The organism is Microbacterium sp. NPDC076895 (assembly GCF_040687115.1).
GTDB lineage: Bacteria > Actinomycetota > Actinomycetes > Actinomycetales > Microbacteriaceae > Microbacterium.
The window spans coordinates 46,845-70,062 of sequence record NZ_JBFBMQ010000011.1 but is presented as its reverse complement, the minus strand read 5'-3'; the positions used below and the strand labels follow the sequence as shown (position 1 = coordinate 70,062).

The 23,218-nt window shown below is 66.8% G+C and carries 25 protein-coding genes and 1 tRNA gene; 12 read left to right on the top strand and 14 right to left on the bottom strand.

Annotated features, from left to right (window positions below):
• Positions 1–57: 57 nt before the first annotated feature.
• Entirely contained in the window at positions 58–657 is a 600-nt protein-coding gene (locus AB0O89_RS10780; RefSeq protein ID WP_363497310.1) for a TetR family transcriptional regulator, read from the top strand.
• Here the strand turns inward: AB0O89_RS10780 and AB0O89_RS10775 are convergent.
• The 3 genes from AB0O89_RS10775 to AB0O89_RS10765 all read right to left on the bottom strand — a co-directional run bounded on the left by AB0O89_RS10775 (position 649) and on the right by AB0O89_RS10765 (position 4,394).
• Positions 649–2,049 carry a GH1 family beta-glucosidase gene (locus AB0O89_RS10775; RefSeq protein WP_292712243.1) on the bottom strand — a complete coding sequence of 467 codons (1,401 nt, stop codon included), beginning with the start codon at positions 2,047–2,049 and terminating at the stop codon, positions 649–651. The genes AB0O89_RS10780 and AB0O89_RS10775 overlap by 9 nt on opposite strands.
• 9 nt (positions 2,050–2,058) lie before the next feature.
• Positions 2,059–3,309, bottom strand: a complete 1,251-nt coding sequence (locus AB0O89_RS10770) for an MFS transporter (protein ID WP_292712245.1) — start codon at positions 3,307–3,309, stop codon at positions 2,059–2,061.
• Between the two features lie 215 nt (positions 3,310–3,524).
• The gene (locus AB0O89_RS10765; protein WP_363497305.1) at positions 3,525–4,394 is read right to left on the bottom strand and encodes an SDR family oxidoreductase; all 870 of its coding nucleotides are present in this window, start codon (positions 4,392–4,394) and stop codon (positions 3,525–3,527) included.
• A gap of 48 nt (positions 4,395–4,442) precedes the next feature.
• Here AB0O89_RS10765 and AB0O89_RS10760 point away from each other — a divergent pair, with 48 nt between their 5' ends.
• Positions 4,443–5,015, top strand: a complete 573-nt coding sequence (locus AB0O89_RS10760) for a TetR/AcrR family transcriptional regulator (protein WP_300591155.1) — start codon at positions 4,443–4,445, stop codon at positions 5,013–5,015.
• Here the strand turns inward: AB0O89_RS10760 and AB0O89_RS10755 are convergent.
• Positions 5,012–5,362 carry a metalloregulator ArsR/SmtB family transcription factor gene (locus tag AB0O89_RS10755; RefSeq protein ID WP_300591156.1) on the bottom strand — a complete coding sequence of 117 codons (351 nt, stop codon included), beginning with the start codon at positions 5,360–5,362 and terminating at the stop codon, positions 5,012–5,014. The genes AB0O89_RS10760 and AB0O89_RS10755 overlap by 4 nt on opposite strands.
• Before the next feature lie 86 nt (positions 5,363–5,448).
• On the opposite strand from AB0O89_RS10755, the gene AB0O89_RS10750 reads away from it, so the two are divergent.
• A complete protein-coding gene (locus AB0O89_RS10750; RefSeq protein WP_363497302.1) occupies positions 5,449–6,765 on the top strand; it encodes an FAD-dependent oxidoreductase in 1,317 nt (438 codons plus the stop codon).
• A gap of 17 nt (positions 6,766–6,782) precedes the next feature.
• On the top strand, positions 6,783–7,277 hold the full coding sequence (locus AB0O89_RS10745; RefSeq protein ID WP_363497299.1) for an N-acetyltransferase family protein: 495 nt from the start codon (positions 6,783–6,785) through the stop codon (positions 7,275–7,277).
• Between the two features lie 7 nt (positions 7,278–7,284).
• On the opposite strand, the gene AB0O89_RS10740 is transcribed toward AB0O89_RS10745, so the two are convergent.
• A complete protein-coding gene (locus AB0O89_RS10740; protein ID WP_300591159.1) occupies positions 7,285–8,151 on the bottom strand; it encodes an alpha/beta hydrolase in 867 nt (288 codons plus the stop codon).
• 81 nt (positions 8,152–8,232) lie between these two features.
• Between AB0O89_RS10740 and AB0O89_RS10735 the strand changes: the two genes are divergently transcribed.
• Positions 8,233–8,604 carry a MerR family transcriptional regulator gene (locus AB0O89_RS10735; protein WP_300591160.1) on the top strand — a complete coding sequence of 124 codons (372 nt, stop codon included), beginning with the start codon at positions 8,233–8,235 and terminating at the stop codon, positions 8,602–8,604.
• On the opposite strand, the gene AB0O89_RS10730 is transcribed toward AB0O89_RS10735, so the two are convergent.
• On the bottom strand, positions 8,587–9,240 hold the full coding sequence (locus tag AB0O89_RS10730) for a hypothetical protein (protein WP_363497295.1): 654 nt from the start codon (positions 9,238–9,240) through the stop codon (positions 8,587–8,589). The two genes, AB0O89_RS10735 and AB0O89_RS10730, sit on opposite strands and share 18 nt — an antisense overlap.
• A 90-nt stretch (positions 9,241–9,330) precedes the next feature.
• Here AB0O89_RS10730 and AB0O89_RS10725 point away from each other — a divergent pair, with 90 nt between their 5' ends.
• The gene (locus AB0O89_RS10725) at positions 9,331–9,471 is read left to right on the top strand and encodes a hypothetical protein (protein WP_363497293.1); all 141 of its coding nucleotides are present in this window, start codon (positions 9,331–9,333) and stop codon (positions 9,469–9,471) included.
• Positions 9,472–9,545: 74 nt separating this feature from the next.
• Positions 9,546–10,412, top strand: coding sequence for an AraC family transcriptional regulator (locus AB0O89_RS10720; protein WP_292712266.1), 867 nt, complete (start codon positions 9,546–9,548; stop codon positions 10,410–10,412).
• A 19-nt stretch (positions 10,413–10,431) separates the two neighbouring features.
• Here AB0O89_RS10720 and AB0O89_RS10715 read toward each other — a convergent pair whose 3' ends face one another.
• Positions 10,432–12,033 (bottom strand): ABC-F family ATP-binding cassette domain-containing protein, encoded by a 1,602-nt coding sequence (locus tag AB0O89_RS10715; RefSeq protein WP_363497289.1) that lies wholly within the window; start codon positions 12,031–12,033, stop codon positions 10,432–10,434.
• Positions 12,034–12,260: 227 nt separating this feature from the next.
• Positions 12,261–13,130 carry an NYN domain-containing protein gene (locus AB0O89_RS10710; RefSeq protein WP_292712270.1) on the bottom strand — a complete coding sequence of 290 codons (870 nt, stop codon included), beginning with the start codon at positions 13,128–13,130 and terminating at the stop codon, positions 12,261–12,263.
• 144 nt (positions 13,131–13,274) lie between these two features.
• Between AB0O89_RS10710 and AB0O89_RS10705 the strand changes: the two genes are divergently transcribed.
• The 3 genes from AB0O89_RS10705 to AB0O89_RS10695 are packed head-to-tail and all read left to right on the top strand — an operon-like array spanning position 13,275 to position 14,895.
• Positions 13,275–13,868 carry a sulfite oxidase-like oxidoreductase gene (locus AB0O89_RS10705; RefSeq protein WP_363497286.1) on the top strand — a complete coding sequence of 198 codons (594 nt, stop codon included), beginning with the start codon at positions 13,275–13,277 and terminating at the stop codon, positions 13,866–13,868.
• Positions 13,865–14,590 carry an FAD-binding oxidoreductase gene (locus AB0O89_RS10700; protein ID WP_292712273.1) on the top strand — a complete coding sequence of 242 codons (726 nt, stop codon included), beginning with the start codon at positions 13,865–13,867 and terminating at the stop codon, positions 14,588–14,590. The genes AB0O89_RS10705 and AB0O89_RS10700 overlap by 4 nt, the downstream gene beginning before the upstream one ends.
• Positions 14,587–14,895 (top strand): DUF6510 family protein, encoded by a 309-nt coding sequence (locus AB0O89_RS10695; protein WP_292712275.1) that lies wholly within the window; start codon positions 14,587–14,589, stop codon positions 14,893–14,895. Before AB0O89_RS10700 ends, AB0O89_RS10695 begins: the two co-directional genes overlap by 4 nt.
• Positions 14,896–14,911: 16 nt before the next feature.
• On the opposite strand, the gene AB0O89_RS10690 is transcribed toward AB0O89_RS10695, so the two are convergent.
• Together AB0O89_RS10690 and AB0O89_RS10685 are read right to left on the bottom strand one after the other, a co-directional pair.
• Complete coding sequence (locus tag AB0O89_RS10690; protein ID WP_363497281.1) at positions 14,912–16,951, bottom strand: glycosyltransferase family 39 protein; 2,040 nt, start codon at positions 16,949–16,951, stop codon at positions 14,912–14,914.
• Between the two features lie 118 nt (positions 16,952–17,069).
• Entirely contained in the window at positions 17,070–17,708 is a 639-nt protein-coding gene (locus tag AB0O89_RS10685; protein WP_292712279.1) for an MBL fold metallo-hydrolase, read from the bottom strand.
• A 106-nt stretch (positions 17,709–17,814) separates the two neighbouring features.
• On the opposite strand from AB0O89_RS10685, the gene AB0O89_RS10680 reads away from it, so the two are divergent.
• Both AB0O89_RS10680 and AB0O89_RS10675 read left to right on the top strand, forming a co-directional pair.
• Positions 17,815–17,890: transfer RNA gene (locus AB0O89_RS10680), tRNA-Glu, on the top strand.
• A 224-nt stretch (positions 17,891–18,114) separates the two neighbouring features.
• Complete coding sequence (locus tag AB0O89_RS10675) at positions 18,115–19,266, top strand: AAA family ATPase (RefSeq protein WP_363497278.1); 1,152 nt, start codon at positions 18,115–18,117, stop codon at positions 19,264–19,266.
• A gap of 21 nt (positions 19,267–19,287) precedes the next feature.
• On the opposite strand, the gene AB0O89_RS10670 is transcribed toward AB0O89_RS10675, so the two are convergent.
• The 4 genes from AB0O89_RS10670 to AB0O89_RS10655 all read right to left on the bottom strand — a co-directional run bounded on the left by AB0O89_RS10670 (position 19,288) and on the right by AB0O89_RS10655 (position 23,074).
• A complete protein-coding gene (locus AB0O89_RS10670) occupies positions 19,288–20,373 on the bottom strand; it encodes a DUF4349 domain-containing protein (protein ID WP_363497275.1) in 1,086 nt (361 codons plus the stop codon).
• Positions 20,370–20,927 (bottom strand): sigma-70 family RNA polymerase sigma factor, encoded by a 558-nt coding sequence (locus AB0O89_RS10665; RefSeq protein WP_363497272.1) that lies wholly within the window; start codon positions 20,925–20,927, stop codon positions 20,370–20,372. The genes AB0O89_RS10670 and AB0O89_RS10665 overlap by 4 nt, the downstream gene beginning before the upstream one ends.
• Positions 20,928–21,080: 153 nt before the next feature.
• Complete coding sequence (locus AB0O89_RS10660; RefSeq protein ID WP_363497269.1) at positions 21,081–22,379, bottom strand: ABC transporter permease; 1,299 nt, start codon at positions 22,377–22,379, stop codon at positions 21,081–21,083.
• A complete protein-coding gene (locus tag AB0O89_RS10655; RefSeq protein ID WP_363497266.1) occupies positions 22,376–23,074 on the bottom strand; it encodes an ABC transporter ATP-binding protein in 699 nt (232 codons plus the stop codon). The genes AB0O89_RS10660 and AB0O89_RS10655 overlap by 4 nt, the downstream gene beginning before the upstream one ends.
• Positions 23,075–23,218: the final 144 nt, after the last annotated feature.

Sequence of the window (23,218 nt, the reverse complement as noted above, 5' to 3'; positions counted from 1 at the left end):
AACCCGCGGAGTTCCGCGGGTTTCGGCGTCTACGGGAATGTGGCGGGGAGGGCAACGATGGTCCGTCGGATCCCGCTCGAGCAGCGTCGCGAGGAGCTCGTGGCAGCCGCGATCCGCGTGATCTCTCGTGACGGCGTAGCGAAAGCGACCACACGACGAATCGTTGCTGAGGCAGAGATGCCGCTGGGTGCTTTCCATTACGCCTTCGCGACGCAGGATGAGCTCATGCGCGCCGTCGTTGACACCGTCACCGAGCAGGAGCGCTTCGCTGCCCAAGCGGGGTCATGGGACGCCCGTTCATTGGAGAGCGCCCTCCGCAGCGGCTTCGAGACCTACATCGGTCTCCTGGAGGCAAATCCCGAGCGTGAGCTCGTGCTCATGGAGCTCGCGTTGTTCTCCCGACGTCATTCCGCGGACGGGATGCGCGACCAGTGGTCAACGTACTTCGAATCTGCCGCCGAGATGCTCTCGTACGCGGCCGAGCTCACGGGGTCCGAGTGGACCTCGCCTCTGGACGAGCTTGCCCGCCTGCTCGTCGCGCTGCTCGACGGGATCACGCTGGCATGGCTGGCTGACCGCGACAGCGCCGCCGCGCGCCGCACTGCCGAGTTCGCGGCGTCAGGACTCGCCGCGCACGCGCGATCGATCTCAGACTGACCGCGCTGGGTTCTGGGCCTCGATGAGATCCCGGTACCAGTAGTACGAGTCTTTCGGAGTGCGCGCGAGCGTGTCGAGATCCACATGGACGAGCCCGAACCGCTCGCTGAAGCCGGCAGCCCACTCGAAGTTGTCGAGGATCGACCAGACGTAATAGCCCACGACGTTCGCGCCAGCGGCCATCTCGTCGGAGAGCGCCCGCAGATGCGCGTCCAGGAACCTAATGCGTCGCTCGTCGCGCACGCGCCCATCCGCACCCGGCCCATCCGAGAAGGACGCCCCGTTCTCGGTGATGATGATCGGGGGCAGCTCTGGGTAGCGCTCGCGCAGTTGCCGGAGGATGTCGCCCAGCCCAGACGGCACGATCGACCAGCCGAAGTCCGTGCGCTCCACACCCTCGATGGGCACGGCGGCAAACGGCAGCCCCTCGGGGATGTCGACCTCGAGCACGCCGGACGAGTCCCGATCGGCTTGGGGAGCCCCGATGCGGGTCGGCTCGTAGTAGTTCACCCCGTAGACGTCCAGCGGTTCGGAGATCACACGTAGGTCGGCTGCCAGCTGTTCCGGCGACACCCCGGTCAGCTGCAGGATGCCTCCCGCGATCTCGTCGCTCGGGTAGACGCCGCGCAGAATCGGGTCGGCGAAAGTCCAGTTGGTGAGGTCGGCGAAGACGTGGGCGGCAATCAGGTCGGCGTCGTCGTCGCTGGCGGGGATGACGGGGAAGTGCTGGTTGGCCACGCCGATGCGTTGTGCCCCGGCAGCCCGCAAGCGCTGCACAGCCAAGCCGTGTGCGAGCAATTGGTAGTGCGCCGCGGGCAGTGCGGCAAGTTCCAGCCCGAGACCGGGCGCGTGCTCGCTCAGACCATGGCCGTACAGCGTGTGGACGCTCATCTCGTTGAGGGTGAGCCAATCGGTGACGCGGTCGGCGAAGTGCTCGCCGAGGAGGGAGGCATAGTCAGCGAATGCCTCGGCGGTCTCTCGCGCCATCCACCCACCGGCTTCTTGTAGTGCCAGCGGAAGATCCCAGTGATAGAGCGTGGGCACGGGGTTGATGCCTGCCGTGAGCAGCGCGTCGATCAGCCGGTCGTAGAAGTCGAGCCCTCGCTTTTCGACCGTGCCGCGACCGGTCGGCAGGATGCGAGGCCAGGCGAACGAGAAGCGGTAGTCCTGCACGCCGAGCTGTGCCAGCAGCGCGACGTCTTCGGCGTAGCGGTGGTAATGGTCGATCCCCACGGCAGGGGAGTCGCCGCCAAGCACACGTCCGGGCTCCGCCGCAAAGACGTCCCAGATGCTGACTCCTCGGCCATCGGCATCCGTTGCCCCTTCGATCTGGAAGGCCGAGGTCGAGGTTCCGAAGCGGAAGCCCGGGGGGAAGACGAGTGAGCTGGGCATGGAGTCCTTTCAGGGGCGGGAGCGGAGCGCGGGAACGCAAGCCAGTGCGAGGAGGGAGGCGATCGCGGCTGCTCCGTAGAGTCCGGTGTAGCCACCCCAGAGCAGCACGATGGGAGCTGCGACGACGGGGGCGAGCACCTGGGGGAGGGATGCGGCGATGTTGGACAGGCCGAGCATCGTGGCGTACGTGCTGTCGGCGCGCAGGGTCGAGGTGATGATCGCGAGCTCGACCGCGATGTACAGTCCCCAGCCGATGCCGATGAGCGAGGCTGCGAGCAGCACGACGGGCAATGCTGGGAAGAACGCCAGCAGGAGGGAGCCCGCCGCGACGATGATCGCCGCGCTCGCGACGAAGGGCAGGCGGCGCCCCCAGCGATCAGACAGGGGACCGAAGACGCTTGCGACGGCTACGGTTACCACCACGTTCACGAGGGTGATGATGAGTACCCATTCACCGGCGTCGACGAGACCGACACCGTCGGTCAGGTAGTAGTACATGTACAGCAGCACCAGGGCGTTGGCGAGATTCATGAGGAAGCGGATGGCCCACATCCAGCTGAAGTGCGCGGTCGGGCGAAGTCCCGCCACGAAGGTGCGCATCGGCCGTCCGCTGCTGCTCGTGACGGTATCGGTGGTGGGCGGTTCGTGATGGACGATCGCGAACGAGAGCACGAGCGCCGGTACGGCGAGAGCGAGCGCCGCATAGCCGAGACTTCCTTCGCCCAGGAGCACGGCGATCGCGGTGCCCAGAACGACGCCGATCGTCTGGGCCACGCCGAACAACGCGCCGACAAGGCCGCGCTGAGCGTCGGGGACGCGATCGGCGATGACAGCGGCGAGGGCGGCGAAAGGACCGTTCAGGCCGATCTGCACAGTGACCCACCCGACAGCCATCCAGACCGGGTCGGGGGCCACGGCAAGGATGACCATGCCGAGCGAGCCCATCACCGTGCCGACGACGAGGATCGGGCGGCGCCTGCCCCACCGTGACCGAGTACGGTCCGAGATTGCGCCCCAGAGTGGGTTCGCGACCATTGAAGCTGCGGCGCCGATACCGGTGACAACCGCCAGGATCGCCTCCTTGGGCACTCCGGCCGATTCGAGCGCCGCGGCTTGCGCGGGAAGCAGGATCTGCAAGGGGCCGAACCACCCGGCAGCCACGCCGACCATGGCCAGCACGAAGGCTACGATCCACCGGGGTGTTACGCGGGTGAGGATCTCGGGAGTAGGCGCCGAGGTCGCCGGGGTGTCAGCACTCATGCTGAGCGTTGAGATCGATCGTCGGGATGGAGCCGGTGGGGTGGTGCCTAGCCGACATCGGATGCCTTTCCTGGTGCCGTCGGGTCGGGGAGGGCATGGCGGGCGTGAGAGTTGGACGCTTGACCAGGAACATAGGGGATCCGCCTCGACCCGCGCAAGCAATGGCTCGAATCTCGCCGAGGCGTAGCGATGAGTGTGCGGCAGGAACGACTGGCTCAGCCCTTCGGGTAATGCGGCCGCAGCGTGCGGGCGATCGCCCGGTCCATCATGCGGTCGGGGAGGATTCGGGCGAGGCGAGTGAGAAGGGCGGCGTCGCGCCCGATCGTGTAACGGGTCCGCGGGCGACGGTCCGTTGCGGCTCGCGCGATGACCTTGGCTGCCTCTTCTGCAGACACTCCCTCGCTTGCGAACGTCGCGGAGTGGCTGAGGAACGCTGCCATGAGCCGGTCGTACCTGTCGTGCTGTTCGACGGTCATCTGCGAGTGGAGGTCTCTGGCGACGGCGGAGCCGCGGTCTCCCATCGCCGTGCGCACGCCGCCCGGTTCCACGATGACGACCTGGACGCCCTGAGGCGCGAGCTCTTGCCGCATCGCGTCACTGATGGCTTCGATCGCGAACTTGCTGCCCGAATAGGCGCCATACGCCGGCATCGCGATACGTCCGCCCGTCGAGCTGATGTCCACGACGCGTCCGCCGCTTCGGTGCAGCGCCGGTAAGAGCGCTTGTGTGAGAGCGATCTGCCCGAACACGTTGACCTCGAACACGCGACGCCATACCTCGAGCGGCAGGGCTTCGACGGGTGCGTTGGCCGCAATTCCCGCGTTATTGACCAGCACACGTAGCGGGCGCTCGTCGTGGTGCGAGTCGATGCGATCGCGGAGAGCAGCGATCGTGTCGGGTTCGGTGATGTCGAGGATGACGGGTTCGATGCCAGCCTGTCGGAGGGCTTTGCCATCGGAAGCTCGCCTGACTCCGGCGAGCACGTCGAATCCTCGCCGGGAGAGTTCGACAGCGGTTGCCCGCCCCATGCCGGTCGAGGCTCCGCTGACGACGGCAAGCTGTGAACTTTCATGTGACAGTGTCATGCGGGCGACGATAGCACTTCGGATGACATTGTCAAATAGAATCGGACGATGATCGCTCGAATCGAGTCCGCGGCGGCAACACGTCGCGCCCTGTTAGAGGCCACCGCCGAACTCTTGGACGAGGGTGGGGTCGATGCCGTGACCCTGCGGGCCGTCGGCGCTCGTGCCGGGGTGTCGAGGGGAGCTCCTTACGGTCACTTCGCCGACAAGGAGGAGCTGCTGGCAGCTGTCGCGATCGAGCGATGGAATCGCCTGGCGGATGACTTGGCTCAGCTGCGGGCGCGAGAGGAGCTTTCCGCCCGTTCGCGTCTGGAGTCTGCGCTCGCCGCCATGCTCACCATTGCGCGTCGTCAGCCGCATCTTCACGCACTGATGTTTACGCCGCCGCAGCGTGATCCGGAGTCACTGGCACGCGCGGCTGTCGCCTCGCAAGACGAGTTCCTCGCGATCGTTGCCGCTGTCGTGGGTGACTCGCGGGCGCGCGGGATGGGAGCGCTGCTACTGAGCGGCACCCTCGGTGTGGCAGGGATGGAGCGTGCCGGGCAACTCGACACCGAGAAGTGGGGCGTCAGTGGTGACGATCTCGTGGGTATGCTCGCCGACCTGGCTGAGGCGTCTTAGCTCGGTCGAACGACCTGCGCTACGCGCTCAAGGGCGCTCGGAACGAGCCGGTAGTACGCCCAGGTGCCCCGCTTGGATCGTGTCAGGAATCCCGCGTCCGTCAGCACCTTGAGGTGATGTGACACCGTCGGCTGGGCCAGCCCCACGGGTTCGGTCAGGTCGCACACGCATGCTTCTCCGTCCTCGCTGGCAGCGACGATCGATAGAAGTTGCAACCTGGCCGGGTCAGCAAGCGCCTTGAGTGCGGATGCGAGCTCCTCGGCATCCGTGCGAGAGAGCGGAGCCTGCGCGAGAGGTGCGCAGCACGCCGCGGGGTCCGCCTGGGGAAGGATGTCGAGGGAGGTCATACATCGATAATAGTGAATATTGACAGATATCGATATAGCGTCGCATACTGGCTCTCCACACTCGCCTAAGTTGACCGGAGACTCCCGTGACACTGCTCGACCTCACTGCCCGCCCAACCAGCGACGCCCGCCTCGCGACTCTGCCCGTGGTCATCATCGGTGCAGGTCCCGTCGGGCTCGCCGCCGCCGCTCACCTGCTCGAGCGCGGCATCGACGTCGTCGTACTCGAGGCGGGGGAGCAGGTCGCTTCCTCGATCCGCCGGTGGGGCCACACCCGGCTCTTCTCGTCGTGGCGGCACCTGATAGACCCCGCGGCGCGGCGTCTGCTCGAGGCCGGAGGGTGGACCGACCCGGTTGATCTCGACCGGATGCCGACAGGCCAGGAACTCATCGACGAGTACCTCGAGCCGCTTGCCACGCTCGATCCCCTCGCTTCGCGGATTCGACTGTCGACGCGCGTTGCTGCCGTGGGTAAGGACGGCATCGATCGCACCCGCACGGAGGGACGCGCGAACACCCCGTTCCTCCTACAGATCGAGGATGCCGAGGGGATGACTGTCGAGCTACGGGCCCGAGCCGTGATCGATGCATCAGGAACCTACGAGACCCCCAATCCGCTTGCCTCCTCAGGGCTCGACCTCCCGGGCGGCGCGAGTATCGCCGACCGGGTTTCGCACGCGCTTCCCGACGTCGCGGGTGCGGATCGTCACCTCTTCGCCGGGCGGCACACCACCGTGGTCGGTGCGGGACACTCTGCGGCGAACACTCTGCTGGCTCTCGCCGACCTTGCCGACCAGGTGCCCGGCACCCGCGTCACCTGGCTGTTGCGCACACCTTCGGCCACCCGCGTCACGGCATCGGAGGCCGACGAACTCCCCGGCCGCGCGCGGTTGGGGGCTCGAACTGACGAACTCGTTGCATCCGGCCGCATCCAGCTTGTCGATTCCTTCCGGATCGCCCGCGCCGAGCGCACCGAGAGCGGGGTGCGACTGATCGGCACCCGAGACGGCGAGCCTGCCGTGCACGAGACTGATCACGTCGTCAGTGCCACCGGCTTCCGCCCCGACCTGGCGATGCTGCGTGAGATCCGTCTCGAGCTCGACGATGTCGTGGAGGCGCCCCGCAGGCTCGCGCCCCTCATCGATCCCAACATCCACTCCTGCGGCACGGTGCCTCCGCACGGATTCGCCGAGCTGCAGCATCCGGAGCGCGGCTTCTTCATCGTCGGCATGAAGTCGTACGGGCGGGCGCCGACGTTCCTGCTGGCGACGGGGTACGAGCAGGTGCGCTCGATCGCAGCGTGGCTCTCGGGTGACCTCGCGTCGGCATCCGCGGTGCAGCTGACCCTCCCCGCGACGGGTGTGTGTTCGACGGATGCCGCGGGCACAGGATCGTGCTGTTGAGCGCCACGGTTCGCTCGATGACCGCGCAGGACTGGGGACAAGTCGAGCTCATCTTCGCCGACGGCATCGCTGGAGGCGAAGCCACGTTCGAGGTCGCGACCCCGAGCTGGGCGGAGTTCGACGTCGCCAAGCTCCCCGAGCCGCGCTTGGTTGCCGTCAGCTCCGCGGGTGAGGTCATCGGTTGTGCGGCTGCTTCGCCCGTGTCGAGTCGGGCAGCCTACCGCGGGGTCATCGAGCACTCGGTCTATGTGGCGCCCGAGCATCAGGGGCGAGAGGTCGGGCGCGCGCTGCTGAGTCGATTCGTGACGGATGCCGACGCCGCCGGCTACTGGACAATCCAGTCGAGCATCTTCCCCGAGAACACCGCGAGCCTGCGCCTCCACGAGAAGTACGGGTTCCGCGTCGTCGGCCGGCGCGAACGAATCGCACGCTCGCAGCTCGGACCGCATGCCGGCCAGTGGCGCGACACCGTCGTGATCGAGCGCCGCTCGACACGCAACGGCGTGGCGTGACCCCGACTCAGATGAGGTCGATCAGGTCGCTCACGACCTCGTCGATACTGATGTCGGTCGCGGTGCGGCCGACGATCGCGGGCCCGGCCTTCGGTGAGGGAACCGTGTGTCCGCCGTCGATGACCGTGTAGATGGTCACGGGGGATTTGTTCGGCTCGCTGTACGTGGCGCGTTCGACGCGGGTGGGGCGCCGCTTTGCTCCGCGGTGCGGGAGGGCGGTGACCTCGGGTGTGGCGCTGATGCCATTGCGTCTAGCGAAGTACTCGGCGGTTGCCGGCGCAGAAAGACTCACCCCGTCGACCTTGAACACCTTGCGCGCCCACCACGGCATCCGACCGCCCTGGAACGGGATGATCGGATCCGTCGTGCCATGAATGAGGGTGATCGGCACGGAGCGCTCGGCGGTCTCTGCGTAGCCGCTCAGGAAAGACTCGCGGACCGGCATCGTTGCCGACACGATCACACCGCCAGCGAGCAGATCGGATGCCTCGTGCAGCAGTCGGAAGATCATCTGGCCGCCGTTGGAGAAGCCGAGACCGATGACTCTGCCGCGGTCGATGTGGTGGGTGCGCTGGAGTTCGTCGACAAGTGCCCGCGCGAACGCGACGTCGTCCACCTGGTCTCTGCGCGCGGGGAAGGCGCTCTCGGCTCGCGCATCGTTCCAGTTGCCCCGGTGCCCATCGAGATACGCGACGACCGCGCGGCCATCGTGCGCGAGGTCGTCCAGGACGTGGCCGGTGAACTCGCGGTGCGTCGCTCCGTCCTGGCGTGAGCCGTGGAAGACGAGAACGAGCGCTCGGCCTTCGGGGCCGTCGAGGTCGCCGACCACCGTGTACGTGCGGGCGCGGGCGCCGACCGTGATCGTTGCGTGCATTGTCATTCCTTCGCCGAGCGAGCGACTCTCGCTTGCCTCGAGGACGACGCTATAGTCTGACATCATGTCAAGGTCAAGGCGATGAAGATCGGTGAACTGAGCGCGCGCAGCGGCGTGAGCCAGAGGTCGCTCCGGTACTACGAGGAGCGAGGCTTGATCTCGGCGCATCGTGAGCCCAACGGGTATCGCGACTACGACGAGTCGACCGTGGAACAGGCGCGCACCATCCACATGCTGTTCGGAATGGACTTTCCTCGAGACGTCGTGCAGTCCGTCCTCGCATGCGCCGGCCCGGCATCCGCGGCAACCCACGACGCGCTTGCCGACCAGCTTGAGGTGGTTCTCGACGAACTCACGCAGCGGATCACCAAACTCAGCGACACGCGCCAGCAGATCGAGACGTTCCTGGAATCCCGCGGCCGGAGATCTCCAACGTCAGTGGCGCGCGGCTGAATCTGTCGCGTGAGCTGTGCGCCGCAGGTTGCGCGTCGCTACCTCTCGACACCCACGACGCTGACGCGTCCCTGCCGCGAGGCCCGCTGCCCACCCTGGTGCCCTGCAACCTGCGGGCGGAGCGAGCGTACCCGCGTCGACCCCTGCGCGACGGAGCGCCCACGCGATGAGCGAATTGCTGTTCCACATGTCGGTACTCGGCGGAACTGCGCGCCCCCAGGTGTGGAGAGGAACGTCGGGCAGGGTGTCGAGCAGCCCCTGCGCCTGTGTCCTGCCTAGCGGGATCGAGGTCGGAGCTGCAACGGCGTACGCCCGATCGGGGAGTACTCCGTTCGGCCAGGCGCGAACGACATAGCGGAACATCCGGAATCGTCCGAGCGGTGGCGGACCCACTGGCCCGATCGCCACGACCCCGGATGCCGTGCGCGGCTGCCCCCACTGTGGCGTCATCTCGATGACGTATCGTTCGCCGCCCGTGAAAACCTCGAGTGCCGCGTGCACGAGCTGTTGCGGCGCGCGGCAGTCGCGACGCGCCGACAGCAGCTCCCACCACCGGCTCGTGTGCGCCACAATCACTCCTCCGGCGCCGACCGGAAGCCGCCAGAAATCCGCACGATCGGTGCGCTCGGCATCCACGGCTCCATCGTCGCCGGGGCGCGACGCGACGGCACCGGCCAGAGGTCCCGTACCCGGACCGCCCCTATCGGGGGCGCCTAGGCTGAGGCTGTGACGAGTCGCGAGTCGCAGGCGTGGGAGTGCCCGACGTGCGGTGATCGGCTACGGTACGAGATCCTCGACGATGAGCGATTCCTCGTCGCCTGGTCGTGCGTCAGATGCGGGCTGGTACGCACGACCGAACCCGCGTAGGGCGATCGAACCGGACCGGAACGATCGGGTACGCGCGGCGTGGATCTCGCAGGCTGGATGTCGAAGGAGGCCCCATGATCGCGGAGCTCAATCGACTGATCGATGTCATCGACGACGACCTGTCCGAAGACCTCGACATCGGGGCGCTGGCGCGGGAGGCGGGCGTGACCGAGTATCACCTGCGGCGGATGTTCTCGTCGCTGGTCGGGATGCCGCTGTCGGAGTACATACGCCGGCGACGGATGACGGTCGCAGCCGCCGCCGTGGTCGCTGGCGACCCGCTCCTCGATATCGCGGTGCGGTTCGGATACGGCTCGACCGAAGCCTTTGGCCGAGCTTTTCGCGCGGTCCACGGTTCGTCGCCCGCCGAGGTGCGGGTAAATGGTGGTCCCCTTCGCACGCAACCGAAACTCAGGCTTCGCCTGACCGTCGAAGGGAACACCACTATGGACACGCGCATCGCCGAACGCCCCGCGTTCCGTCTCGTCGGACACGCTGCTCGCGTGCCGCTGATCCACGAAGGAATCAATCCGCACGTCCAGCAGTTCGTCGCCGCACTTCCCGCGCGCGAACACGCCCGCCTCAAGGAGCTCAGCAGCACCGAGCCGGGTGGGCTGCTGCAGGTGAGCGACGGCGTCGACCCGGATTACCGAGAAGGAACCGAGCTCACCTACCTGCACGGCGTCGCTCTGGATGCCGCGGCATCCGTGCCCGCAGATCTCGACGTGATCGAAGTCGAGGCGGGGGAGTGGGCGGTGTTCCGCACGTCAGGCCCCTACCCCGCAGCGCTCCAGGAGGCCTACGCGGCATCCGCATCGGACTGGTTCCCCTCCAACCTCTGGCAGTTGCGTCCTGGCCCCTCGATCGTCGCCGTACTCGATCGCGCCGACGACTTCAGCACGGCGACGACCGAGCTCTGGATGCCGATCGCACGCCGCTAGCGCATCGTCTGCTCGGTGCCTACCGCATCGCGGTCAGCACTCCCGCGGCATCCAACGCGACCTCAGCGTCCAGCGCGAGGCGATCCAGGAATCCTCGGTCGTGGCTGACCACGATCATCGCGCCGCGGTAGGCGCCGAGCGCCTCGATGAGTTGCTCCGTGGTCTGGAGATCGAGGTTGTTGGTTGGTTCATCGAGCACGATCAGTTGAGGTGGCGGATCGGTGAGGAGCACCTGCGCGAGGGCGACCCGGAACCGCTCGCCGCCCGAGAGAACACCGACGGGCCGATCCACCATGGCCCCGCGCACGAGGAGTCGCGCGAGCCGGTTGCGAAGCTCCGTTCGCGGAATGCGCGGCGAGACTCGGCTCACGTTCTCGATAACGGATGCCGCGTCGTCGAGGGTGTCGAGGCGTTGGGAGAGCGTGCCGATGCGATGAATGTCCGCGACGGCTACCGCCCGGCCGGGGCCGGCAGCCACGCCGGAAACCAGCCCCTCCAGCAGCGTGCTCTTGCCGACCCCGTTCGGGCCGGTGATTGCGACGCGTTCCGGTCCCTGGACGATGACCGTTCGCCCGTCGCTCCCCGTGAACTCGGCGATCCGCTTGCCCGGAGGTACGGCGGGGTCGGGGAGGTCAATGCTGACCCGGTCGTCATCACGGATGCGTGACTCGGCGTCCTGCAGTGAACGCTGCGCCGCCTGCATCCGATCATCGAGCAGTCCGCGCTGCCTTCCGTGGGTCTTCTCGGCCGAGTTTCGCCGGTCGTTGACGACGGCCCCGATGTACTTGCGATTGGCGGCATCCTTCTTGCCTTGCCGCTCGCTGTGCGCGATACGCTCGGCTGCCGCGATCCGCTGCCGCTTCTCGACGCGGACAGCGTGCTCTGCGGACCGCGCCGCGCGCTCGGCTGCTTCCTGTTCGCGTGCAACCTGCTCTCGGAACTCTGAGTACGGTCCGCCGAAGAGCATCAGCGCGCCGGCCCGTAATTCAGCCGTGTTCTGCATGCGCTCCAGCAACTCCAGATCGTGGCTGACGACGATCACGGGACCGTCCCACGCGCCGATGAGGTCGTGGACCCGTGCCCGCCCGTGGCCGTCGAGGTTGTTGGTCGGCTCGTCGAGCAGGGCGATGTCGGCTCCGCGCATCCGTATGCCGACGAGTGCCGCAACCGTCGCTTCCCCGCCCGAGATCGTCGTGACGGGGCGGTCGAGGTCGTCGATGTCGACGCCAGCCGCGCTCAGAGCGGCAATTGCCCGCTCCTCGACGTCCCAGTCTGCGCCGATCGCGTCGAAGAGGGCGAGGTCGATCTCGCCCCGCTCGACGGCGGCGATCGCGTCGACGATCGAGCGGATGCCGAGAAGATCGACCAGCGTATGGCCGGGTTCGGCATCCGTTCGCTGTGGTAGATAGTCGACGACACCCGCAGCCTGCACGGAACCCGATGTCGGCGTGAGGTCGCCGGCGATCAGACGCAGCAGCGTCGACTTGCCGACGCCGTTGAGGCCGACAAGACCCGTCGAGCCGGATGGGAACGCACCCGACACGGCGTCGAGAACACGGTGGCCGTCGGGCCAGGTGAAGGTGAGGTCGTGAAGAACGACGGAAGGAATGGGGGCAGGCATGCGGAACTCCAGAACGTGTCGGTTCCTGACGAGGTCAGGGTGGACGCTGACACGGGTCCGCAGAAAGGGCAGGGGGGCCGGTCAGCAGGGGATGCTGAAGCCCGAACCTGTCATGTCTGTTCCTTGCCGTTCACTCCCTCTCACGAGCAGCGGATGCTGCAGGAGTGCGCCCCCAGTATGCCACCGTCGGCGTGGGACGCAAGCGCACCGTGGGGCCAGCCTGGTGCTCAGCGCGTCCCGGCGGCAAGCCGGATCTGCACGATGTTCTCGGTTTCGTCGATCTCGGCGACCTTGGGGTGGGCCTTGATGAAGTCTGTGAAGCTCCGGAACCCCAAGGCTCGCTCGCTGAAGCCCGGATCGAGCCGCGTGATGAGACTCTTCACCACATTCGCGTGCTGCCACTCGGTGCCTTCGCGGTCGCCCTCGAGCCGCAGGGCGCGCTCGAGCAATTCGGCGCCGGGATCTGCGGCCTTCTTGCGGCTGCGGCGGGTCTTGGCGGCGACGGCGGTCTCGGCATCCTTGACGGGCTCCCGTTCAATCCCGGGCAGGGCATCGTAGGTGTCGAACCGGTCGCAGGCCGCGGCGAGCGACCTCGCGCTGGAGCCAGCCACCCCGACGCCCACGACGAACCGGCCGAGGCGCTTGCAGCGCTGCGCGAGCGGCACGTAATCGGAGTCGCCCGCCACGATCACGACGTGCGAGAGGTCGGGAAGGCGAAACATGTCTTCGACGGCATCTACGGCGAGTCGGATGTCGGCGCCGTTCTTCGCATAGGCAGCAGCGGGAAACAGCTGCACGAGATCGACGGCGCGCGCGACGAGCTGGGTGCGGTACTCCGCGTTCACGGGAGATGACCAGTCGGCGTAGGCCCTCGTGAGCACGAGAGTGCCGAAGGATGCCGCATAGTCGATGATCGCGCCGAGATCCACTGTTGCGGCGGCGAGGCGTTCGGCGATCTCGGGCTCGGTCGGGTCGGCCGCGATGCGTTGCCGGTCCCTGCCGTAGGCGTTGCGGCCATGCACCGTGTCGTACCAGGACATGACGATGTTGTCGAAGTCCAGATACACCGCCACGCGCGGGTCGGTTCTCTCAGCCATGCTCACTCCTCGTGGGTCCACGGGCGTCCGCCTGCTTCCTCCTGAGCCTATCCTCGACATCTGTCGCCCCCGAGGGCCGCGCTGTTTCGCCGACTCCGCGTGATCCGTAAGATGCGAGCATCGGTGGTGGATCGGAGGATGCTCATGGCGCCTGTTTCCCGCGGATTCGGCGCTCGTCGGCGTGAAACGAACGACAGGCTGCCACCGGGGCAGTATCTGACGACGGACTTCCCGGTGCTCTCGGCAGGGCCGACACCGCGCCTCGACACGGTCGAGTGGCGTTTTGCGATCCGCGACGAGCGGGGCGAGTCTCGGTCCTGGACCTGGGACGAGTTCCACGCACTGCCGTTCGAAGACATCCACACCGACATCCACTGCGTGACACGGTGGTCGAAGCTCGACACCAGGTGGCGGGGCGTCTCGGTCGACACACTCATGGCGGGCATCGAGACGGATGCCGAGGCCGCGATGGCGCACTGCTACGGCGGGTACACAACCAACGTGCCGATCGCAGATCTTCTCGGCGGCAAGGCGTGGGTCGTCACGGAGTTCGACGGCGCGCCGATCGACCCCGAGCACGGCGGTCCGGCGCGGTTGCTGGTGCCGCACCTCTACTTCTGGAAGAGCGCCAAATGGGTCCGCGGACTGTCGCTCCTGCGCCGCGACGAACCGGGTTTCTGGGAGCAAAACGGCTACAACATGCACGGCGACCCCTGGCGCGAGGAACGGTATTGGTGAGCGTCGGAGCCTGGCTGGCAGCATCCGTGCTGGAGGTTCGCCCCGCCGCGTTGGGGGCCCGCGCTCTCGTCCTTGACGTTCCGGACTGGCCGGGGAACCTGCCAGGGCAGCATCTCGATCTTCGCCTGACTGCCGAGGACGGTTATCAGGCGGTGCGGTCGTACTCGATCGCATCGTTCGGTTCGGGCACAGCCGTCGAGCTCGGCGTCGATGAAGTCGAGGACGGGGAGGTTTCCCCCTACCTCGTCGAAGACGTGCGCGTCGGTGATCAGATGGAGGTGAAGGGTCCCCTCGGTCAGTACTTCGTCTGGGACGCCACCGACCCCTCGCCGGTGCAACTGATCGCCGGTGGATCAGGAATTGTGCCACTGATCGCCATGGTGCGCGCGCACGTGGCTGCAGACGCCACAGCGTCGTTGCGTCTCGTTTACTCCGTGAAGGATGCCGATCGGGCGATGTACCGAGACGAGCTGCTCGTGCTCGATGCGCCCCGGATCTCGACGACCTGGGCTTACACGCGCGAAGCTCCGCGCGACTGGGCGGGAACCGTCGGTCGCCTCAGCGCTACCGTGCTCGCCGAGGCCTTGCACCCGGCATCCGTCGACCCCGTCAGTTTCGTCTGTGGGCCGACACCGTTCGTGGAGTTCGTCGCCGAAACACTTGTCGCGCTGGGATATCGACCCGAGCGCATCCGCACCGAGAGGTTCGGGGGAGAATCATGAGCCTCGCCACACATCCGCTGCCAGAGCCGCCCGCAACGCCGCGGCCCAGCATGGTCGACGGAAACGCGCTCATCGGCATCCTCGAAGAAGCCTTCGGTGCTGCTACCGCGACGCTCGCTCTTACCTGCGGGTCGTGCGCCGATGCCTCAGCGCTTTCCGATTCAGCGGTCGAGCTGGCGCCGACGTCTGCGATCGTGCGGTGCCGGTGCTGCACGCATACGATCCTGACCCTGCGCTGGAGCGAACACGAGCTCGTGATCGACGGGGCGAGTGGGCAGATCACGGTGCAGCGCGGGTCGCGCTGACCGCGGCGCGTCCCCCCTACGGCGCACAGTCGTAGACCACGCCGGGGGCATCGGTCACCGTCTCGCACGTCGCCTCCACCCACTGTCGGATCTGCGCCGAGGTGGTCGAGGTTCCGCCGGAAGGAGTGCTTGCGCCCTGCCCTGCCATTCCGGTTCCCAGCACATACCGGAGGCTTCCGTCGGCGATGAGTGCCTGGAACTCGTCGAGCGTGGGCACAGCGTCGTTTCCATTGAAGCCACCGATCGGCAGAACCGATCCGCCATCCGTGGCGAGGATGATGCCGGCGGCGCTTTGAGCTCCGAAGGTCGCGACGAGGTAGTCGGTGTCACCCTGGTTCTCCTGCAGCCAGGCGACGAGGTCACTGGATGCCGCGCCACCTCGACCAGTCGAGCTTCCCGATGCGGCGCCCGTTGCTTGTCCGGATGTCGCTGGCCCCTGTCCCGCGCCAGGTCCTGATCCCTGTCCGGGAGGGTTGCCTCCCTGTCCTGGTGCACCGCCCTGCGCCGGTGCGCCCCCCTGACCCGGCCCGCCGCCCTGCCCGCCGGGGCCGACGCCGTTCTGTTCGCCCGGGCCGCCCTGTCCGCCCGGGCCGCCCGCGCCGCCCATATCCGAAACGCCTCCGGCAACGGGGTTGATGTCGCTGGGATTTGCGATGGTCACCACCGACCAGACCGCAGGAGTGAGTACCAGCGCGATCGCCGCGACCAGCGCCGTGATCCAGCGCGGGACCGACCATCCGCTGCCACCGGTGCGCTTGTGCTCGGCGAACAGCAACACGATTGCGAGGGCGCCGATCGCCGCTTGGACCACCGAAACCACGGTGGAATAGCCGGGGTACCAGAGCGAAATCAGCACCGCTGTCACGCCGGCCATCGCGATGAGCGAGACCTGTGGCCACAGGATGCCGCGACGCCGCGCAACCCCGAACGCGAGCCCGACGAGCAATGCAGCCGGCACCGCGAGCGCGGCGGTGTAGAACTGGTGCATTCCATCGACGGCAGAGAACATTGCCGCGAAGACGACGAGCCAGGCGCCGAGGAAGACCGTGACCGGACGCGAGAAGCGCAGCATCCAGAGCGCGACCGCAGCAAAGAGCGCTGCCGGCAGAAGCCACGCGATCTGACTGGCGAGCTGTTCGGTGAACAACCGGACCGCGCTCGGATCGCCGGAAAAGGGCGGACTGAACGAGAGGTACTCGGATGATTCGGCTGTCGCCGAGAAGCGTCCGAGCCCGTTGTAGCCGAACACCATCTCCCACGGATTGTTGCTCAGCGTGCTGCCGATGTATGGGCGGGAGTCAGCGGGAATGAGGGAGACGATGACGATCCACGTCAGGGATGTCGCGATGCTTAGCGCCCCAGCGACAGCGATGTGCCAGATGCGCCGCGCGATGGGCTGAGCGGTGACCAGATACGCCAACGCAAGTGCCGGCCACACCGCCCACGCGACGAGCATGTACATCTGAAAAGCGAGTGCAATGAACAGGCCCGTCGTGATGAGCCAGCCGAGGCTTCGCTGGGTAAGCGCGCGTGACGCGGCCCACGCGACGAGGGCGAGGCTCAGCACGAAGAACGTTTCTGGCTGATTAGAGCGTGACACGGCGATGAGGATCGGTGTCGTGGCTGCTACCGCGCCGGCGATGAGCCCCGCCGTGGGTGATACCACTCGTCGCCCGGTGAACGCCACGACGACAACCGTCGCTACGGCGGCCAGCGCATTGGGTAGGACGACCGTCCATGTCGAATACCCGAAGGCGGCAACGAAGAGCGCGGGAACCCAGAACGAACCGGGAATCTTGTCGAGGGTGACCGTTCCTGCCGGGTCGAACGCGCCGAAGAAGAAGTTCGCCGGATTCTGAGCCATTGAGACCGCGATGGCAGCGTAGTACTGCGATTCGGATGCCGAATCGATCGCCCAGATCGTGAGCAGCGCGGTTGCAAGGGCGAGCCCTGCGACACCGATCGCGAAACCGGACGCGCGGGGCTTGCGCAGAGGGCGGCTGGGTTCGGTCGCGGCGGCTGGTGCCGGTGGCAGGGGGTGCGCGTCGATGACCATGCCCCGACGGTAGGGATCGACGTGAGGTGCGACCTTTCGGAACCCTATGCGGATTCTATGTGTGGCAGACGATGCGCCACGATCGCCGGGGAGCGAGAGGTGACTGAGAGAGGGTTCCTCAAATGTCGACCGAGGCTCCGGCATCCAGATCGAGGAACTCGCCGCCACCCTGCTCCGTCGCCCATCGCAGCCGCTGACGCCCCATTGTTCGTCCGATGACCGAGAGGGTCATGTCGTGAGTGCCGAAGCACATTCGTGGAGCGACGGCGAGGACGAAGTCCATGGCCTCTCCGATCTTCAACCACGGTGCGCCGACCGGGGCTGCCAGGAGCTTCACGTCCCGTCCTTCCGGCACGTCGTACGAGTCGCCCGGGTAGTAGAGACGGTCATTCACCAGCACGCCGACGTTGTCGACGACGGGCATCGATTCGTGGATGACGGCATGGCGTCCGCCGAAGAACTCGAGCTCAAACGGGCCCACCGTCATCCTGTCGCCGGGCGATACGACCGTGACATCGAACCCGGCGGCGGCATCGGCCAGCCCCTGCGGGCCGATGATCTGCGCCTTCGGGGCGTTGCTGAGGATGCGGCGCAGGTGCTCCGGGGTCCAGTGGTCGGGATGCTCATGCGTGAGAACGATGGCCACGACATCACCGTCATCCGGGAGGGGATCGGTGAACGATCCCGGGTCGACGACCAGCGTCTTGCCGGAGTCGCGGATCGTGAGGGCAGCGTGCTCGTGCTTCGTGACTCGCATACCCCGAGTCAACCCTCGCGAGAGGGCTCGGGGCAACCCCGCTGCCGTGTCCCCGTCGATTTGGCCGCCTGTTCGCATGCATGGCATAATCGAACGGTTGTCTTGCGGCCCCATCGTATAGCGGCCTAGTACGCCGCCCTCTCACGGCGGTAACGCGGGTTCGAATCCCGCTGGGGTCACCAACGCACGAAAGCCCGGTCTCGTACCGGGCTTTCGTGCGTCCGGACCGCCGACCCGCGCGGCGGAGACGCTGCGGGCTAGCCCACGAATGTAGGCGAAATCGCAGGCGTAGGACGTTTGAGCGCTCAAGCGTCCTACGCCCAGGATTCCTCCTACCTCGGGTAGGTCAGGCGAAGCATCCGGGTGCTGCCGAGAGGTGTCCGAGCACCGACGTAGGCTGACGGCTGTGCTGACCACACTGGCGATCGAGGGCTACCGCTCCATCCGTTGCTTGGTCCTGCCGCTCTCTCCGCTGACGGTTGTGACCGGGGCGAATGGGAGCGGAAAGTCAAGCCTGTATCGGTCGTTGCGACTTCTGGCAGCCGCGGCTCGGGAAGGCGCCATCCGTGCCCTTGCCGCTGAAGGTGGCTTTCCGGGAACGCTGTGGGCGGGACCCGAGTCTGGCGCGCCGACGAGCGGTCCCGTGCAGGGCACGGTGCGAAAGGGGCCGATCGCGCTGCGATTGGGTTTCGGCTCGGATGCCGCGGGCTTCGGTTACGCGATGGATCTTGGCATCCCGATCCCAGCCACGACGATGTTCGGCGCAGACCCCGAGATCAAGGCAGAGGCCGTCTGGGGTGGGCCTGTTCTTCGCAGCGGCTCCCTCATCTGCGAGCGACGCGGCGCGATCTACCGCATTCGCACCGACGCCGGTTGGCACATGGTGCAGCGACCGCTCGCGCCGTGGGAGAGCATGCTGGCGGAGTTCGGAGACATCGATGCAGCACCAGAGGTCTTGGGGCTTCGCTCAGGCCTGCGTGACTGGCGCTTCTATGACGCTGTCCGTACCGACGCGGATGCTCCCGCTCGGCGCCCCGGCATCGGGACACGCACACCGATCCTGGCATCCGACGGGAGCGACCTCGCCTCCGCGCTGCAGACCATCCGAGAGCAGGGGGATCCCGAGGCGCTCGACGCAGCGATTGAGCTCGCACTTCCCGGCAGTCGCCTGTCGGTCACTGACCACGCGGGGCGTTTCGAGCTCTCGCTGCGACAGCCGGGGATGCTGCGGCCCCTGTCTGCGCCCGAGCTGTCTGACGGGACCCTGCGCTACCTCGTGTGGGTGGCAGCACTCATGAGCACACGGCCCGCGAGCCTCATCGCCGTCAACGAACCGGAGACCAGCCTGCACCCGAGCATCCTGGAACCGCTCGCGGCGATGCTCGTGGATGCGGCAGCCCGTTCCCAGATCATCGTCGTCTCCCACTCCAAGCCGCTCGTTGACGCGCTGGAGAAGGCTGGTGCGAGGGTGCACACGCTCGAGAAGTCAGGCGGGGAGACACGGGTTCAGGGTCAGGGCTCGCTTGACGCGCCTGCCTGGGTCTGGCCCACGCGCTGAGCGCGGGCGAGCGCCCCGAGCTCACTCCTCCGCGGAGGGGCGACGCCGCCGGCGCACCAGCACCACCACACCCCAGACCACTGCGCCGACAACCGCGAGCACCGCAATCCACGGGATGAGGAATCCGAGCGCCACCACGATGCCGTTGAGCGTTGCGACCAGGCCGTTCCAGCCGGCGACGAGGCCGTCCCAGAAGCCGGCAGGGTTTGCGTCGACCGCCTCGTGGCGCACGGTGAGCGACACGTTCAGCGACGACATCGCGACCTGATCCTCGAGCGATTCGAGCTGCTGCTGGTAGGACTCGAGGGTTGCCTGCCGCTCGGCGAGAGCCGACTCGGCGGCGATCAGGTCCGAAACCGACCCTGCCTGCCCCATCAGTTCGAGCAGCCGGTCGACGGATGCCTGGGCGGCATCCACCCGTGCCTGCAGGTCGACCACCTGATCGGTGACATCGAATCGGTCGATCGAGGATGCCGTCACCTCGCCCACCTGCTCCAGGTCGGCCATCGCGTCGGCAAGTTCATCGGCGGGAACACGCACGGTGATCCACCCGTTCGTGACGGCGACGGTCGGGTCGGCCAGATCGACGGGCATCCCCGTGTAACCGGACCCGATGCTCATCGATTCGACGTACCCGCCGCGCCCGTCGGCGGCGGTCGCGATCTGGTCAGCCGCGCCACGAACGTCGTCAACCACAACGGTGGCTGACGAGGAGGCGATGATCGAACGACCGGACTCGCCGATGGCCGCATCCATTGCCTTCCCACCGCCGGAGCTGTCGACGACAGCTCCGTCAGTGAGTGCGATCTCACTTCCCGACATGCCGCCGTCCACGGGCATGTCTGCGGACATGATGCCCGCCGCTCCGCTCTCATTCGTGCTCAGCCCGCTGAGAACGGTCGGCGCGATGATGGCGGCGACAGCCACGACCGCAGCCGCAGCCGCACCCGCCATCCAGACTCGGCCACGTGCCACAGAGCGACGAGCGGATGCCGCGCGCTCACTTTCGATGGTCGTGAAGACCCGGTCTTCGATAACGGCGACACGCTCGTCATCCAGGAGCGGGAGTCGGTCCCCGGTCGAACTCTGGGGATTGTCGGTGTTCATGTGCTCTCCTTGGCAACGGTCCGCAAACGCGTGCGGATGCGGGAGAGACGGTTGCGAACAGCTCCGTGCGGGATGCCGAGCTGCTCGGCCGCGGCGCTGTAGGCGTAACCTTCCGCCGCACACAGTCGCAGGATCTCGCGGTCAGTGTCGGAGAGGGTCGCGATCTCGGCAGCGATCAGGCGAAGGTATTCCTCGTCGACCACTTGCTGCTCGACATCTACCGTCGCCGGGATGGTGTCATCTGCCACCGCTCCCGCCTGTTCGCGGTCCTTTCGCTGCGCGCGCATCCGGTTCGCCGACTGGAATCGGCAGATCGTTGCCAGCCACGGCAGCAGCGAGTCCGACGCGAGGTCAAGCTCCGGGAGCTTCCGCCAGGCAACGACGAAGGTCTCCTGCACGACATCCTCGGCATCCGAGGGATCGCCCAGGAGCCGGTGCGCGATCCAATACACCGGCCGAACGTAGGCCCGATACAGCTGTCGGAAGGCCTGTTCGCTGCCGCCTGCGGCTCGGGCGACGAGTTCGGCATCGCCCGTGGTCACTGAATCGGTCATCGGTTCCCCTGTATCGCACCGCGAGTCGGCGCGCCTCATTGTCTCTCACCCCGTCAGTGTCGGCATCCGGCGATTCGTCTCACGGGTTTTCCAGATCGGGGAACGACAGGAGGGGCACCCGATCGATGACCGGATGCCCCTCCTGCGCGGTGATTACTCGTATCGCAGTGAGTCGACGGGATCAGCCCGTGCTGCCCGGGCGGCGGGGAGAGTACCCGCGAGGAAGGCGATAGCCATCACCAGGATGATGATCGTCGCGATCGACGCAGGGTCGAAGGCGATCAGCGTCAGTCCCGGAAGATCGGCGAGCAGCGATGTCGATAGCGCGCCGCTGACTCCTGTTCCGACGATCATCGCGATGACGGCACCGATCGCGCTGCCGAGGAATCCGAGGAAGGCCGCTTCGAGGCTGAAGAGCGTGAACACGCGTCCTGACCCCATGCCCATCGCCTTCATGAGTCCGATCTCGCGGGTGCGCTCTTGAACCGACATATAGAGGGTGTTGACGATGCCGAACGCGGCAGCCAGCAGGGCGATCACCGCGAACGCGTTGAGCACCAGCACGATGCCGTCGATCACTGTCGTGATCGTGCCGAGCTGATCGGCGATGGTCGTTCCGGTGTACCCCTCATCGGCCAAACGATCCTTCAGCGCGCTGATCTCGTCATCTGTCGCGTCAGGGTCGAACCACACCGTGGCCGAGGCGTAGCGGTCCGCCTGCTCCTCGGTCAGACCCGTCGACTGCGCGTCGAACAGGGCGTCGCTGAGGGCGTCGTTGGTGAGGATGCTGGAACCGGTGGGGCTGGCCAGGGCATCCTCGGTCACGCCGACGACCGTGGCTTCGATCGTGTGCTGGGTGCGTTCGGCATCTGTGATGGCCAGGGTTACGGTCTGGCCGATCGCGTCCTCGTTGCTGTCGAAGCCCAGGGGCTCGACGTAGGCGACGGGGAGTGCAACCTCGTGGGTTGAGCTGCCGGCATCCGGTTCCTCACCGGCGGCGAGCACCACCGTCTGGCCGGGGATGAGGCTTCCTACCGACGCGACGTAGGGGGTGCCGTCTCCAGCCTGGATGTAGTCCGGGCTGATCGTGCGGACAGGGTCGACGCTGAGAACGCCGTCGACATCCTCGATCGCGGTGATGTCATCGGGGGTGAGCGCGATGACGGTTTGCCCCGGGATGCCGCTGGAGACGGCGTCCGGGTCATACTCCCGTGGCTCGCTCGAGCCGGGGCCTACCGTAGCGCTGTCATCCGTCTTCGTGACGGTCATGGCGTCGGAAGCGCCGACACCCGAGACGGTGTCGTCGATGTAGGCGTTGATCCCCGTTCCCAGGCCACTCGTGAGTGTCAGGGTGAAGGCGCCGACGAAAATCGCGAGGATCGTCAGGATCGTGCGCGTCTTCGAGCGGAAGGTATTGCTGACGGCGGAGCCGATCAGATCGATGGTTTTCATGCGGCTTCCTTTGTGGTCTCGTCGACGATCAGCCCATCGCGAATGACGATGCGGCGATCGCACCGAGCGGCGAGGTCCTCATCGTGGGTGACGACGATGAGGGTGATGCCGTGCTCGCGATTGAGGGTGAAGAGGATGTCTTCGACGACCGCGCCGGTGGTGGTGTCGAGGTTGCCGGTGGGTTCGTCGGCGAAGATGATGCGGGGGTTGTTCACCAGTGCGCGGGCAATGACGACACGCTGCTTCTGACCACCTGAGAGATTCAGGGCCTTGTTCTTGGCCTTGTCGGCCAGGCCAAGCTGTTCGAGCGCCGCCATGCCGCGCCGCTTGCGCTCAGCGCGGCCCACGCCCGCGATCTTCAGGGGCAGAATGACGTTCTCGACCACGCTGTTGTTGCCGGTCAAGAAGAACTGCTGAAAGACGAATCCGAACGTCTTGTTGCGGGTCTTGTTGAGCTTCGAGCCCCGGAGTTTGGCGGTATCTACGCCGTCGAGCGCGATAGTCCCAGCATCCGGGGCGTCGAGCAGCGCCAACAGGTGCATCAGTGTGGACTTGCCTGATCCGCTCTTGCCGACGATCGCGACGGACTCGCCCTCGCGGACATCGAAGCTCACCCCCTTGAGGGCATCGAAGCGGCTCTGGCCGCGGCCGTAATGTTTGCGCAGATCTGTGACCCGCAAGATCGGGGTGGACATGAGGTCTCCGTTCGTGGTCGGTGATCCCAGTGTCAGCAGGGACGAATCTCGGCGCGTCCCGCAGCCGTGGACACTTCGATACCGCGACCGCGGTACAAACGGTTACCGCGAGAAGCTGATGTCGCGGGTGTGGCGGTCCGGCAC

What these genes read in the sequence shown, in the direction of transcription:
- AB0O89_RS10780 (WP_363497310.1), top strand. Translation starts at nt 58, where the DNA reads ATGGTCCGTCGGATCCCGCTCGAGCAGCGTCGCGAGGAGCTCGTGGCA.
- AB0O89_RS10775 (WP_292712243.1), bottom strand. Translation starts at nt 2,049, where the DNA reads ATGCCCAGCTCACTCGTCTTCCCCCCGGGCTTCCGCTTCGGAACCTCG.
- AB0O89_RS10770 (WP_292712245.1), bottom strand. Translation starts at nt 3,309, where the DNA reads ATGAGTGCTGACACCCCGGCGACCTCGGCGCCTACTCCCGAGATCCTC.
- AB0O89_RS10765 (WP_363497305.1), bottom strand. Translation starts at nt 4,394, where the DNA reads ATGACACTGTCACATGAAAGTTCACAGCTTGCCGTCGTCAGCGGAGCC.
- AB0O89_RS10760 (WP_300591155.1), top strand. Translation starts at nt 4,443, where the DNA reads ATGATCGCTCGAATCGAGTCCGCGGCGGCAACACGTCGCGCCCTGTTA.
- AB0O89_RS10755 (WP_300591156.1), bottom strand. Translation starts at nt 5,362, where the DNA reads ATGACCTCCCTCGACATCCTTCCCCAGGCGGACCCCGCGGCGTGCTGC.
- AB0O89_RS10745 (WP_363497299.1), top strand. Translation starts at nt 6,783, where the DNA reads ATGACCGCGCAGGACTGGGGACAAGTCGAGCTCATCTTCGCCGACGGC.
- AB0O89_RS10740 (WP_300591159.1), bottom strand. Translation starts at nt 8,151, where the DNA reads ATGCACGCAACGATCACGGTCGGCGCCCGCGCCCGCACGTACACGGTG.
- AB0O89_RS10735 (WP_300591160.1), top strand. Translation starts at nt 8,233, where the DNA reads ATGAAGATCGGTGAACTGAGCGCGCGCAGCGGCGTGAGCCAGAGGTCG.
- AB0O89_RS10720 (WP_292712266.1), top strand. Translation starts at nt 9,546, where the DNA reads ATGATCGCGGAGCTCAATCGACTGATCGATGTCATCGACGACGACCTG.
- AB0O89_RS10715 (WP_363497289.1), bottom strand. Translation starts at nt 12,033, where the DNA reads ATGCCTGCCCCCATTCCTTCCGTCGTTCTTCACGACCTCACCTTCACC.
- AB0O89_RS10710 (WP_292712270.1), bottom strand. Translation starts at nt 13,130, where the DNA reads ATGGCTGAGAGAACCGACCCGCGCGTGGCGGTGTATCTGGACTTCGAC.
- AB0O89_RS10705 (WP_363497286.1), top strand. Translation starts at nt 13,275, where the DNA reads ATGGCGCCTGTTTCCCGCGGATTCGGCGCTCGTCGGCGTGAAACGAAC.
- AB0O89_RS10695 (WP_292712275.1), top strand. Translation starts at nt 14,587, where the DNA reads ATGAGCCTCGCCACACATCCGCTGCCAGAGCCGCCCGCAACGCCGCGG.
- AB0O89_RS10690 (WP_363497281.1), bottom strand. Translation starts at nt 16,951, where the DNA reads ATGGTCATCGACGCGCACCCCCTGCCACCGGCACCAGCCGCCGCGACC.
- AB0O89_RS10685 (WP_292712279.1), bottom strand. Translation starts at nt 17,708, where the DNA reads ATGCGAGTCACGAAGCACGAGCACGCTGCCCTCACGATCCGCGACTCC.
- AB0O89_RS10670 (WP_363497275.1), bottom strand. Translation starts at nt 20,373, where the DNA reads ATGAACACCGACAATCCCCAGAGTTCGACCGGGGACCGACTCCCGCTC.
- AB0O89_RS10665 (WP_363497272.1), bottom strand. Translation starts at nt 20,927, where the DNA reads ATGACCGATTCAGTGACCACGGGCGATGCCGAACTCGTCGCCCGAGCC.
- AB0O89_RS10660 (WP_363497269.1), bottom strand. Translation starts at nt 22,379, where the DNA reads ATGAAAACCATCGATCTGATCGGCTCCGCCGTCAGCAATACCTTCCGC.
- AB0O89_RS10655 (WP_363497266.1), bottom strand. Translation starts at nt 23,074, where the DNA reads ATGTCCACCCCGATCTTGCGGGTCACAGATCTGCGCAAACATTACGGC.